Here is a 12,402-nt window from a genome sequence, read left to right on the forward strand (position 1 = left end):
ACCGCAACCGTAGTCATCCGCGGGAACGCTCCGGCGCGGCCCCGGGACCGGCGAACGGCAGCGGGCAGCACGGCTCCCCCGCGCAGGCGATCAGGTCGTCGCAGCCGGCGTCGAGGGCGCCGCGGAGCGCGGACCGGATCACCTCCAGGTCGGCGATGCGCCGCTCCACCTCCTCCAGCTTCGCGCGGGCACCGGTGGCGAGCCCGGCATCGCGGGGGCCGTGCCGGTGCCGCGCGGCGGCCAGCAGCCCGAAGACCTCCTCCAGGGTGAACCCGAGCCGCTGCGCCGTCTTGATCACCCGCAGCACCGTGACGGCCTCGGCCGGGTAGAGCCGGTGCCCGCCCAGCGTCCGGGCGGGCTCGGCCAGCAGCCCCCTCCGCTCGTAGTACCGCAGCGTCTGCGGGTTCACCCCGGCCGCCTCCGCGACCTGCCCGGAGCGCAGCCCCTCGTACCCGCCGCCCGCGGCGCCCGGCGTCTCGGCCATCCCTGCTCCTCGTCCCAGCCGCCCCACGACCCGACGGTAAGCCTGTACCTCGCTACAGGTTGCAACCCCGCGGGCCGCCGGGCGCATCCCCACCGCCACGGGCCGGGGCGGCGGGGGCTCAGACGGTCGCTCCGTCGCTGATGTGCAGGACCGCGTCGGCCGTGTCGAGGACCGCCTGGTCGAGGGGGAAGTAGCCCTGCTCGGGGACGGCGTCGGTGCGGCGGCGGGCGGACGGGATCGCGGCGGCCGGAGTCAGGCCCCAGGTGGTGATGCGGCACTGCATGCCGCCCTCGAACGTGTCCGGCTCCGGCTCCCCGAGCTTGATCGTCTCGCTGCGGCCCAGGCTCCCGGCGACGAAGACGTACCGCTCGTCCAGCAGGGACGCGATGACGGCGCCGGTGCCGAACCAGGTGAGATCCATGTCCCCCATGCGCATATGGCTCGGGTTTCGCTGCAGGTGGGTGTTGTGCGCGAAGACGAAGGTCGGGCCGCGCCGCTCCTCGGCGTTCCGGATGGCCAGGAGGTTCTGGGCCATGAGCGCGTCCCGGGCGGCCGCCAGGCGCGAGATGCGCGCGTTCCGCTCCAGTCGCTGGGTCGCCCGCCTGTGGTAGCGCAGCAGGCCGAGCCCGGCGGTGAGGTGGATCTCGGCCCTGGACCACTCGGCGCGCGACGTCGCCGCGATCAGTTCCGGCGCCCGCTCGTAGAGCGCGACGAGCATGTCGTCGGCGATGACCCGCAGTTCGCGGGCCTCCGCCGTCGCGCCGATCGACATGGCCGGGTCCATGACCGCCTCCGGGCGGCTCCACCGCCGGTCGTCGCCGGAGAGGGACGCGATGTCGAGGTCGAGTCCCATGTAGTCGCGGGCGTGTTCGAGGTAGGCGCGGGGGCTCGGGGCGCTGAGGGTCTCCATCGGAGCGTCGAAGCCGTGGAAGGCCAGCCGTTCGTGCGGGGGACGGTCCTCGTTGTACTCCCGCATCCAGGCGACCAGCCGCCGGTTGGCGTCCACGTCCCCCCAGCCGTGCGAGAAGCCCTCGCGCATCACCGCGTCGAGGCTCCCCTCGCCTTCCCGGACGAAGTCGTCGACGGCGAGGGCGGCCACCCGGTCGGTCTCCATGGCGATCGACCGGAAGCCGTGGCCGGCCAGCCGCGGGAGCAGCTCGTTGCGGAGCCGCCCGAAGGACGGTTCCCGGTGCGTCGGCTCGCCGAACGCCAGCAGTTCACATGAAGCGGTCACGAAGTCGCGAATGTCCTGACTCATGTGGTGAAATCGTATCGTTGAAAAAACGTTTGATACTTTTTCGCCTGTGACCGTCCTTCTTCCCTCTCAAGTCTCAAAGCGGTGTTGACCCTGAGGCCGTCCGACCTCGCGCGGGAGCACGGGCTGTCGGCGCAGGCCGTGCGCAACTACGAGCGCGACGGGTTCCTCCCGCCCGCGGACCGCACGCCCAGCGGCTACCGGATCTACACCGAGGTGCACGCGGCCGCCCTGCGCGCCTTCCTCGCCCTCGTCCCGGCGTTCGGGCACGCGGCCGGCGGCCGGATCATGAACGCGGTCCACGACGGCGACCTCGACGACGCCCTGCTGGTCATCGACCGCGGGCACGAGCAGGTGCTCCGCGACCGCGAGACCCTCGCGGCGGTGAAGAACGCGGTGGACCATCTGATGGCCGAGCCGGGTGCCGGGCCCACGGACGCTCCAGGCCCGCGGACGATCGGCGAGCTCGCCCACCGGCTCGCGGTCACGCCGGCGACGCTGCGCAACTGGGAAGGCGCCGGCATCCTCGTCCCCGCCCGGGACCCGGGGACCGGCTACCGCGTCTTCCGCGCGAACGACGTCCGCGACGCGGAGCTCGCCCACCTTCTCAGGCGCGGCGGCTACCCCCTGGAGCACATCGCCATGGTGGTCCGCCAGGTCCGGACGGCGGGCGGCGCCGGGCCCCTGGCCGAGGCGCTGGACGACTGGCGGCGCAGGCTCACCGCGCGGGGCCTCGCCATGCTCGGCGCGTCCGGTCAGTTGACCCTTTATCTGGACGTTCTGGACCGCGCCGGGTGGCGAAGGGATCCAGGATGAGCAGGCCCTGCAGCAGCAGGGGGCCGAGGGCGAGGCTGAACAGGCAGTCGGTGAGCCAGTGCTTGTCGACCACGGTGAGGGCGACCGCCGTGACCGTTCCCGTCACCACGGCGATGTCGCGGCGGCGTCGCGGCGGCAGAGCCCCGGAGGAGGCGGGGAACGCGACGACCACCAGTTCGAGGATGATCCAGACGAGTACGAACCCGTTGAGGGTGTGCCCGGAGGGGTAGGCGTCGCCGCGGACGAACAGCACATCGGTTCCGCTGATCGGGAACGTCCGGGGGATCGCCGCTTTCAGCAGCACCTGCAGCAGCGAGAGGACGCCCACGATCAGCACGCTCGCCCACAGGTACCGCAGCGACCGCACCCGTATCGCGGCGATGATCGCGAGCGGGATAATGATTCTGGCCAGGTAGCCCCGCTGGCCGAGTGCCGCGAAGACGTCCACCGCCGTCAGCCGCCAGCCCTGGATGTGCGCGTCGCTCCAGTCGTGAACGACATGGTCGAGGTGGCGGAGCGGACCGTCGAGCAGGACGTCCGCCGTGACGAGCACCATGACCGCCACCAGCACCGCGTACCAGCTCTTGGACCCCCACCTCACGGCGGGAACATTCCCCGGCCCGCGCAGGAAGCACCTCATCAGAACGTCAGAATGACGCGCCTCATGAGAGAAGCGAGTGAGAGCCGACGCGCAGAACGGCGCCGCAGAACTGGCTGGGTACCCCCGAGCGGATTCGAACCGCCGTTACCGCCTTGAGAGGGCGGCGTCCTAGGCCACTAGACGACGGGGGCTGGACCATGACCGTCGCGGTCTCCCGCGCGGCCTCGCCTAGCTTACCGGACCCCGACCCCCACCTCGACCCGGTTTACACCAAACACCCCGACCCCATCCACCGCGCGACTCCCCGGCACCAGACCCCACGAGCACGCCCACGCCGACAACACATCGCGCACCTTAGGTCGTGTTCCAAAGCCCTGGCCCACTTCGCTCGCCTGGCGGCTCACTACGCGACTGAGCCTGAGCGAAGCACCGGGCAGGTCACGCGTTCGCACGCGTGGCCGAGGCCACTTCGAGACAAGCCCTAGGTCTCTCCACGACGCCCCCGGCAATTGCACAGGCCCCGAGTGGGCTCCGTGCGACGCATCTCCGAGAGCCCCTCACAGGCAGAGGCACGCCACGAAACGAAATCGTCACCGGAGGCTTCGGGGCAAACAACTACGTTGAACCACAGCAACGCGAGCACATGCGGCACCCAACGCGAAATCCCGAAATCGCCCACAACGCGACGAGAAGAACAAGCACGGCCGCAGAAGAACGCCTCTTGGACGTCGCAGAAAAACCCTCTAGACGTACGCCCCAACCAAGTGAGGGCGAAGCCCGAACACGAGGGTTCCAGGGGGTCGCCCCCCTGGGAAGACACTGCGGGCCCCGGCGAAGTTGAGCCGAAGGCTCAACGAGCAGGGAAGCCCGCCACGTACCCCCGAGCGGATTCGAACCGCCGTTACCGCCTTGAGAGGGCGGCGTCCTAGGCCACTAGACGACGGGGGCGTGTGTCCGCCTGGGCGGACGCAGCTGGGGTACCAGGACTCGAACCTAGACTAAGTGAACCAGAATCACTCGTGCTGCCGATTACACCATACCCCAGTGAGGTACGGGCTCCCGAACCGTTTCCGGCTGGTCGCTCGCGCCTCAAGGAGAATACAGGACAGCGGGAGTTGGGCCAAAACGATTGGCCGTTCGGTGGGTCAGCGGGTGGAGTCGGGCGGTCCGACGTGCTCGTGGCCCCAGGTGACGAGGGGGCGCAGGCGGCGCCAGGACGCGCGGACGCGGGCGATGACCTCGCCGGGGTCGGACATCCACGGGTCGGCGGGCCAGCCCTCGCGGGCGTAGAGGGAGCGGTGCCGCAGGAGGTCCAGCCGGGGGTGGCCGGGGTCCGTCCCGCGCGGGCGGGTCTTGAGGCGGTCGCCTGCGATCTCCATGCCGGCGGCGCGGAGACGGTCCACGATGGCCCGCAGTTCGGCGCCGCTGGTGTCGGAGGCGACGGCTTCGCGGTAGCGGCGGAGCTGGTCGGGGGTCGGGGCGTACATGCCGCCCGCGACCATGAGCCCGTCCGCGTCGACCTGGATGTAGAAGCCCTCGCCGGTGTGGCCGCCCTGGTGGGTCTTGTACGGCGACTTGTCCTTGCTGAAGCGGACGTCGCGGTACGGGCGGAAGAGCTTGACGGCGCCGAACTCGTCTTCGAGTTCGGCGCACAGCTCGGCCAAGGGTTCGCGCACGTGGCGCTCGTAGGCGTCCTTGTGGGACGTCCAGTAGGGCTTGCTGTTGTCGGCCTGCAGCCCCTCGTAGAAGGCGAAGGCCTCGTCGCTGAAGCCGGTGAACACCTGGGGCTCCTCAGTCGCGGGCGATGACCCGGTTGGTGAGGCTGCCGATGTTCTCGACGGTGACGGTGACCTCGTCCCCGATCTCCAGGGGGCCGACGCCGGCGGGGGTGCCGGTCAGGATGACGTCGCCGGGCAGCAGGGTCATGACCTGGCTGACGTACTGGACCAGCGTCGGGATGTCGTGCAGCAGCAGGGACGTGCGGGCCTCCTGCCGGACCTCTCCGTTGACGGTCGTGGAGATCGCCAGGTCTGCGGGGTCGATCTCGGTCTCGATCCAGGGGCCGATCGGGCAGAACGTGTCGAAGCCCTTGGCCCGCGTCCACTGCCCGTCCTTCGCCTGGAGGTCGCGGGCGGTGACGTCGTTGGCGCAGGTGTAGCCGAGGATGACCTCGGCGGCGCGGGACGCCGGGACCTCGCGGCACATCCGGCCGATGACGACGGCGAGCTCGCCCTCGTAATCGACGCGCTCGGACAGCTTCTGCGGGTAGGCGATCGCCTCCTCGGGGCCGATGACGGCGGTGGACGGCTTGGAGAACAGCACCGGCTCCGCGGGCGGCTCGTCCCCGCCCATCTCGCGGACGTGGTCGGCGTAGTTCTTCCCGATCGCGATGATCTTGCTGGGCAGGATCGGGGCGAGCAGCCGGACGTCGGCGAGCGGGAGGCGCTGCCCGGTGAAGGTCAGCTCACCGAAGGGGTGGGCCGCGATGACGGCGACGGTGTTCTCCTCCACCACACCGAAGGACATGCCGTCGTCGGTGGAGAATCTGGCGATACGCATGGTCAAGAGCCTAGTACGCCGTCCAGAAGCCGCGGCCCGCCCGCCGGTCGCGGGCCCGCCCGCTCAGAAGCCGCAGGCCCTGCCGTTCAGCTCGCAGGACTTCGGGGTGGCCGCCGTTCCGGCCGCGCCGAACTGGACGTCCCACGTCGCGCCGGGCTGGATCGGGGGCACGCCGTCCAGGTTCCTGATCTCGACGGTGGAGCCGCCGTGCACGAGCCGGGCGCCCCAGATGTTCTTCACGTCCGCGCCAGGCGACTTGAACGTCAGCTTCCACGCCTTCAGGGGTTTCCTGGTGCGGTTCGTGATGACCATCTTGCCCTCGAAGTACCCGCTGTCCTGCTGGACGAGCTGGTAGGTGATGCCCTTGCCCTGGACGAGCGGCCCGATGGGGGCGGTGGTCACCGGGGGCGGCGCGGCGGGCTGCCCGCCCGGCTGCTGGCCGCCCGGCTGGTTCGTGGGGGCACCGGACTGCGGGGGCGTCGCGGGCGCGCCGCCGCCGGGCGAGGGCGTGCCGGGGGACGCCGGTCCCGTGCCGCCCGGCGTCGCCGGAGTGCTCGCCGCCGGGGACTTCTGGTCGGCGGCCTTGCCCTTCGTCTCGGAGCCGCTGCCGAGCATCAGCACCACGACGCCGATCAGGACGAGCACCACCACCAGGGCGATCAGCAGGAGGAGGACCATCGGCCGCCGCGAGCGGGACGGCGGCTGCCCGCCACCAGGGCCGCCGGGCAGCCCTCCGGACGGCGAGGCCATCGCGGGCGGCGGCATCGGCGGGGCGGACGCCCCGTGGTGCGGGGGCATCGTGCTCTGGGCGGGAGGCTGCGCCCCGGGCGTTCCGTAGGCGAACGCCGGGCCGCTCTCCGACTGGTTCACCGTCTCGTCGCCGGAGGCGAACTGCTCCGTCCACGGCGCCTCGGCGGGCATCGGGGCGGCCGCCGCCTGGGCGGCGACCTGCGCGGGCGGCGCCTGCTCCGAAGGCTGCATCTGCTCCGGGACGAGGTTCGGCCCCGGGACGGGTTCCCGGTACGGAGCGGGAGGCGGGGCGTACACCACCGCCGGGTTCGCGGCCTGCTCGAAGGCGGCCGGCTGCGCCGGCGGCGGGACGGCCGGAGCGGCCTGAGGCGGGACGGCCGGGGTGGGCTTGGAGGGCTTGGAGGGCTGCTCCATGGGGATGTCGGCGAAGGTGACCGGCGGCTGGAACGCGGTCACGTCCAGCTCGTCCACGGTGTCCGCGGGCGGCTGCTTCTGGAAGGCGACGGCCGGGCCGTCCCGGAGCGTGGTGTCGAAGTCGTCCTCCGGCTCGTCGCCCGGACCGTCCTGGTACGTCGACTCCAGATCGTCCTCGGGGTCGTCGGCGGGAAGGTCCTGGATCGCCACGCCGTCCATTTGGGGGACGTCATGGGTCGTGACGTCGCCGTCGAAGAGGTCGTCCACCAGATCGTCGGCGGCCGGTACGGCCGCGGTCCCCGGCCGGGCCGGTTCTCCGGGCGCGGCGGACTTCCTGGTGACGCCGAACTCTGCGGTCGTCTTGTGGTCCGGGGGCACGTACCCGGAGTCCTCGCCGCTCAACTCGTCCACCTTCCACTGACGCCGATCTCATGGAGTCCGACGACCGGCGCGACGGATCGGTTCGCCACCCGCCCCGCGAAGGTGTCAGCCGGCGGGGGCAGGTTCGAGTCCGCGGCGCGCGGCCTGCCGCATCTGCCGGTTGAGCGTAGCGGTGATCAGCTCGATCGCGTCGGGAGTGGTGGCGTCCTGCGCGCCGCTGAGCCAACGGGTCGCCTCCGCCAGCAGCTCGTCGGCGGCGTGGTCGGCCCCGGCGTCGGCCATCCGTCCGAGAACGGCGCCGAGCCGCAGCGCGGCGTCGGCGCTCCCGGACTCGGCCGCCCGCCGGTACCAGTGGGCCGCCTGCTCCAGGCGGCCCTCGCGCTCGTACGTCTCGCCGAGACCGAACGCCACGTCGGCCCAGGTGCCGTCCGTGGGACGCCCAAGATCCTCGGGGCTCCAGGGTCGGATGGGCATACGATCACTCCGGCAGGTCGGTCACGGGACGTCGGTTCACAGGGGCAGGGATTCTACGGGGACACGGCGCGCGGGAACCTCGCACGTGCCGTGCACCTTCCTATAGTGGATCCTTCAACTGAAATCCGCTACCGGTTTCGTCGCTTTGACGAACTTTCTACGTAACCGCGCCAATACTCACGGAAAGATGCTCGTTCGGTCGAACGGGCGAGACCACTCCCCGTGTGTCCGCGGATACGGGCGCGACACGTCCCACGGCAGGGTTAACGCACCAGATCCTTGTAATCCGGGTGCCTTAGGATCCACTTCTTGATGAACGGGCACAGCGGGACGACCGACAGGCCCTGGGAGCGGACGTCGTCCAGGGCGCCGCGGGCCAGCGCGCTTCCCACGCCCTTGCCCTCGAAGGCGGAGTCGACCTCGGTGTGGGTGAAGACGACGGCGCCCTCGCCCCGCTCGTACTCGGCGAATCCGGCGAGGTCGCCGTCCAGCCTGATCTCGTAGCGGCCCTGCTCGGCGTTGTCGGTGATCTCAGTGCTCATGCCCTGATAATGCCCGCGCCCGCGAGGAGATTCCCGTCAGCCCGCCTCGTAGCCGGCGCGGAGCAGGCAGTAGGTGACGGCCTCCTCCAGGGCCTGCCAGGACGCGGCGATGACGTTGTCCTCGACGCCGACCGTCCCCCACTCACGCTCACCGTCGCCGGACTCGACGAGGACCCGGGTCCGCGCGTCGGTGCCGTGCGCGCCCTCCAGGATGCGGACCTTGTAGTCGACCAGCTCCAGCCGCGCCAGTTCCGGGTAGAGGCGGCCGAGCGCGATCCGCAGCGCGTTGTCGAGGGCGTTGACGGGGCCGTTGCCCTCGCCGGTCGCGATGATCCGCTCGCCCTTGGCGTGCAGCTTGACGGTGGCCTCGCTGATCATCGACCCGTCCGGGCGGCGCTCCACGATCGACCGCCACGACTCGACCTCGAAGTGCCGCTGCCGGACGCCGGTCAGCTCCTCGCGCAGCAGCAGCTCGAACGAGGCGTCCGCGGCCTCGAAGGTGTAGCCGGTGGACTCCAGCTCCTTCACCCTGTCCACGACGGCCTTGGCCTTCTCGCCGGACAGGTCGTAGCCGAGCTCGCGGCCCTTCAGCTCGACCGACGCGCGCCCGGCCATGCTGGACACCAGCATCCGCATGTCGTTGCCGACGGCGGCCGGGTCGATGTGCTGGTAGAGGTCGGGGTCGATCTTCACCGCGGACGCGTGCAGCCCGGCCTTGTGCGCGAACGCGGACACGCCCACGTACGGCTGCTGCGAACTCGGCGCGACGTTGGTGACCTCGGAGACGGCGTGCGCGATCCGCGTCATCTCGGCGAGCTGGGCGTCCGAGACGAGGCTCATGCCCCGCTTGAGCTGGAGGTTCCCGACGACGGTGAACAGGTTGGCGTTGCCGCTGCGCTCCCCGTACCCGTTCGCGCAGCCCTGGACGTGCGTCGCGCCCGCCCGGACGGCGGCGAGCGTGTTGGCGACCGCGCAGCCGGAGTCGTCGTGGCAGTGGATGCCGACGCGGACGCCGTGGCCGACGACCTCGTGCACGACCTCGGCGAGCTCGTCCGGCAGCATGCCGCCGTTGGTGTCGCAGAGCGCGACGACGTCGGCGCCGGCCTCGGCGGCGGTGCGGACGGCCTCCAGCGCGTAGGCGCGGTTGGCCTTGTGGCCGTCGAAGAAGTGCTCGGCGTCCAGGAAGACCCGTTGGCCCTCCGCACGCAGGTGGGAGACCGTGTCGCGGATCATCGCGAGGTTCTCCTCCAGGGTGGTGCGGAGGGCCAGCTCGACGTGCCTGTCGTGACTCTTGGCGACCAGGGTCACGACGGACGCGCCCGAGTCGCGCAGGGCGGCGACCTGGGGGTCGTCGGCCGCCTTCACCCCGGCCCGGCGGGTCGCGCCGAACGCGGTGAGCTGCGCGTGCCTCAGGTCGAGCTCTGTTCGAGCCCGCCTGAAGAACTCGGTGTCCTTGGGGTTGGCGCCCGGCCAGCCGCCCTCGATGAAGCCGACGCCCAGGTCGTCCAGATGTCGCGCGACCGCGAGCTTGTCGGGCACGGAGAGGTTGAGCCCCTCCTGCTGCGAGCCGTCGCGCAGGGTGGTGTCGTAGACGTGGAACGCGTCGCCTTGCATGTGAGAACCCCCAGGGGGATCAGCGCCAGGGCACAAAAAAGACCCCTCACGGACGTGAGAGGTCTGCGCGCCGGCGGTGTCCCGTTAGCTGCCGGCGCGCCAGCCGATAATCACGAGGCTGTGGCGCATGATGCGCTCATCATGCCACATGGTCCATGGATTTGGGACATCCGTCTCACATACTGGGACGTCGATCGTCCGTGCCGGCGGCGCCCCGGCCAGCACGGAGTCATATCTCGCTTTTCTCCACTTGGAGTTCATTGCGCGACAAAAAACGATTGCCGAGCAAAGGATGGCGAGAATGCATTCCTTACCTCGAAATGCACTTGCGCTGTCACGGTAAAACGATTAATGATCGCACTGTCCGCCGGAGGAAGGGGATCCGATGAGCGGCGAACCGGTCCGCGGGACGGTGGCGTCCTGGGACGACGAGGCCGGCTGGGGGGTGCTGGTCTCACCCGACGTGCCCGGCGAGGTCTGGGCACACTTCTCGGTCGTGCGCGCCGAACCGGGCGCCTTCGCCTCCCTCGATCCGGGCGAAGGCGTGCTCTTCACCTGGGAGGAGGCCGAACAGGACGGCTACGCCTACCGCGCGCTGGACGTGCGGTCGGCCGGCCGCGGCTGAGCACCGGGGCGGCGGACTGATCGCGTCCGTCCACCCGCCGTGGGGGACGGCGAACCTTTTCGAGGGGAATTCCTGGAATGCGTATGCACACATTCGGCCGGACCGCGGCCGCTTCCGGAACGGCGCTGGTGATGGCGCTCGGCTCCGTGTCCGCCGCGTCCGCGGCCGAGCGCCCGGAACGCGCCGCGCCCATCCACCACTACGTGTTCACGAAACGGCACCAGTCGTTCGCCTACCACGACTCGGTCGGCTCGTTCCACGCGCAGGTGAGGCTGACCGGGCCGCACTCCAGGCGCTACCCGATGCCGTGGGTCTTCCGCATCACCAGCGCGAAGCTGCGGTCGATCGCCCGCGGCAACGCCGTCTGCACGGCGACCGGGCTGAACGGCCGGTACCACGACCGGCACGTCGTCCCCGTCGGCTACTACTGGCACTCCACGGTCGCCCCGCACCGGGCCCGGAAGGTGTACACGCTCTCGGGCACCTGCACCTTCGCGGTGCAGGTCGGCGGGCGGCCCGGCCGCGCCTTCGTCGGCTTCTCGTTCCACTACGCCGTCAACCCGTCCTCGCGGGGCGCCGCCCCGGCGAGCACGGGTCCGGCCGTCACGACGTCGGTGCACATCCGCCACTGACCGGCCCGGCGGCGCGCGCGCCCGTCGCGAGCGCGCGCCGCCGGCGCACCGATCAGACGATCTTGTGGACCCACCCGTAGGGGTCGGGACGGGTGCCGTACTGGATGCCGACCAGCTCCTGGCGCAGCCGCATCGAGATCTCGCCGGGCTCGCCGTCGCCGATCGTCCACTCGCGGTCCCGGCCCTTGACCCGGCCGACCGGGCTGATGATCGCGGCGGTGCCGCAGCCGAACACCTCGGTGATCTCCCCGGAGGCGCAGCCCGCCTCCCACTCGTCGATGCTGATCTTGCCTTCCTCGGTGGGGACGCCGAGGTCGGGCGCCAGCTTGAGCATCGAGTCGCGGGTGACGCCGGCGAGCAGGGTGCCGGTGAGCGCGGGGGTGAGCAGCCGGGCCCGCGCGCCGGAGCCGTAGACGAACATGAGGTTCATCGAGCCGACCTCCTCGACCCAGCGGTGCTCCACCGCGTCGAGCCAGACGACCTGGTCGCAGCCCTGCGCGACGGCCTCGGCCTGGCCGGCGAAGGACGCGGCGTAGTTGCCGCCGAACTTGGCCTCCCCGGTGCCGCCGGGCGCCGCGCGGGTGTAGTCCTGCGACAGCCACACCGAGACGGGCTTGATGCCGCGCGGGTAGTAGAGGCCGGACGGGGACGCGATGACCATGAAGAGGAACTCGTGGGCCGGGCTGTTGACGCCGAGCGCGCGGGTGGTGGCGATCATGAAGGGCCGCAGGTAGAGGCTGTGCCCCTCGGTGTCGGGCACCCAGTCCTTGTCGGTGCGGACGAGCAGCTCGACGGCGTCGACGAACAGCTGCTCGGGGATCTCCGGCATCGCCATCCGCCGGGCGGACCGGTTCATCCGCGCCGCGTTCATGTACGGCCGGAAGGTGACGATCGAGCCGTCCGGCTGCCGGTAGGCCTTGAGGCCCTCGAAGAGCTCCTGGGCGTAGTGGAACACCTGCGAGGCCGGGTCCATCGGGATCGGCCCGTAGGGCTCCAGCTTCGCGTCGTACCAGCCGCGCTCGGCCGAGTACCGGACCGTGACCATGTGGTCGGTGAAGTACCGGCCGAACCCGGGCTCGGCCAGGATGCGCGCGCGTTCGTCGGCCCCCGTGGGCCGCTCGGTGCGCGTGATCTCGAATTCCAGGGTGTCGCTCATCGCGGTCTCGTCCTCTCGCGGATCGCCCAGGCGGCCCCATCGCCGCATCGGCTTCCTAGTCCCCATTGTCCTACTTCGTCTAGACCTGCTCCTCCACGC

The 12,402-nt window shown here is 71.0% G+C and carries 13 protein-coding genes and 3 tRNA genes; 3 read left to right on the top strand and 13 right to left on the bottom strand.

What is annotated here, in order from left to right:
• Positions 1-13 precede the first annotated feature (13 nt).
• Entirely contained in the window at positions 14-484 is a 471-nt protein-coding gene (locus BJY14_RS10285; protein WP_179843395.1) for a MerR family transcriptional regulator, read from the bottom strand.
• 118 nt (positions 485-602) lie between these two features.
• Positions 603-1,742, bottom strand: coding sequence for an erythromycin esterase family protein (locus tag BJY14_RS10290; protein WP_179843396.1), 1,140 nt, complete (start codon positions 1,740-1,742; stop codon positions 603-605).
• Between the two features lie 90 nt (positions 1,743-1,832).
• Between BJY14_RS10290 and BJY14_RS10295 the strand changes: the two genes are divergently transcribed.
• Entirely contained in the window at positions 1,833-2,555 is a 723-nt protein-coding gene (locus tag BJY14_RS10295; protein WP_218906242.1) for a TioE family transcriptional regulator, read from the top strand.
• Here the strand turns inward: BJY14_RS10295 and BJY14_RS10300 are convergent.
• From BJY14_RS10300 to cimA, 10 genes are all read right to left on the bottom strand, one after another.
• Entirely contained in the window at positions 2,458-3,156 is a 699-nt protein-coding gene (locus BJY14_RS10300; protein WP_179843398.1) for a phosphatase PAP2 family protein, read from the bottom strand. The two genes, BJY14_RS10295 and BJY14_RS10300, sit on opposite strands and share 98 nt — an antisense overlap.
• 118 nt (positions 3,157-3,274) lie before the next feature.
• Positions 3,275-3,347, bottom strand: a tRNA-Glu gene (locus BJY14_RS10305).
• 684 nt (positions 3,348-4,031) lie between these two features.
• Positions 4,032-4,104: transfer RNA gene (locus tag BJY14_RS10310), tRNA-Glu, on the bottom strand.
• A 24-nt stretch (positions 4,105-4,128) separates the two neighbouring features.
• A tRNA-Gln gene (locus tag BJY14_RS10315) sits at positions 4,129-4,200 on the bottom strand.
• A gap of 101 nt (positions 4,201-4,301) precedes the next feature.
• Entirely contained in the window at positions 4,302-4,937 is a 636-nt protein-coding gene (locus tag BJY14_RS10320; RefSeq protein WP_179843399.1) for a DUF2461 domain-containing protein, read from the bottom strand.
• Between the two features lie 10 nt (positions 4,938-4,947).
• Positions 4,948-5,715 (bottom strand): fumarylacetoacetate hydrolase family protein, encoded by a 768-nt coding sequence (locus BJY14_RS10325; protein ID WP_179843400.1) that lies wholly within the window; start codon positions 5,713-5,715, stop codon positions 4,948-4,950.
• A gap of 63 nt (positions 5,716-5,778) precedes the next feature.
• A complete protein-coding gene (locus tag BJY14_RS10330) occupies positions 5,779-7,281 on the bottom strand; it encodes a cellulose binding domain-containing protein (RefSeq protein WP_179843401.1) in 1,503 nt (500 codons plus the stop codon).
• Positions 7,282-7,365: 84 nt separating this feature from the next.
• Positions 7,366-7,734 (bottom strand): tetratricopeptide repeat protein, encoded by a 369-nt coding sequence (locus BJY14_RS10335; protein WP_179843402.1) that lies wholly within the window; start codon positions 7,732-7,734, stop codon positions 7,366-7,368.
• A 263-nt stretch (positions 7,735-7,997) separates the two neighbouring features.
• Positions 7,998-8,276, bottom strand: a complete 279-nt coding sequence (locus BJY14_RS10340; protein WP_179843403.1) for a GNAT family N-acetyltransferase — start codon at positions 8,274-8,276, stop codon at positions 7,998-8,000.
• A gap of 36 nt (positions 8,277-8,312) precedes the next feature.
• Positions 8,313-9,890: a citramalate synthase gene (cimA, locus tag BJY14_RS10345; protein ID WP_179833293.1), complete on the bottom strand. Its 1,578-nt coding sequence runs from the start codon at positions 9,888-9,890 to the stop codon at positions 8,313-8,315.
• A 385-nt stretch (positions 9,891-10,275) separates the two neighbouring features.
• Between cimA and BJY14_RS10350 the strand changes: the two genes are divergently transcribed.
• A complete protein-coding gene (locus tag BJY14_RS10350; RefSeq protein WP_179843404.1) occupies positions 10,276-10,515 on the top strand; it encodes a cold-shock protein in 240 nt (79 codons plus the stop codon).
• A gap of 77 nt (positions 10,516-10,592) precedes the next feature.
• A complete protein-coding gene (locus tag BJY14_RS10355; protein WP_179843405.1) occupies positions 10,593-11,147 on the top strand; it encodes a hypothetical protein in 555 nt (184 codons plus the stop codon).
• 52 nt (positions 11,148-11,199) lie between these two features.
• Here the strand turns inward: BJY14_RS10355 and BJY14_RS10360 are convergent, their stop codons facing one another.
• Positions 11,200-12,303: a branched-chain amino acid aminotransferase gene (locus tag BJY14_RS10360; RefSeq protein WP_179843406.1), complete on the bottom strand. Its 1,104-nt coding sequence runs from the start codon at positions 12,301-12,303 to the stop codon at positions 11,200-11,202.
• Between the last annotated feature and the right edge of the window lie 99 nt (positions 12,304-12,402).

The sequence above is a fragment of the Actinomadura luteofluorescens genome, assembly GCF_013409365.1.
In the GTDB taxonomy this organism is placed as follows: Bacteria; Actinomycetota; Actinomycetes; order Streptosporangiales; family Streptosporangiaceae; genus Spirillospora; species Spirillospora luteofluorescens.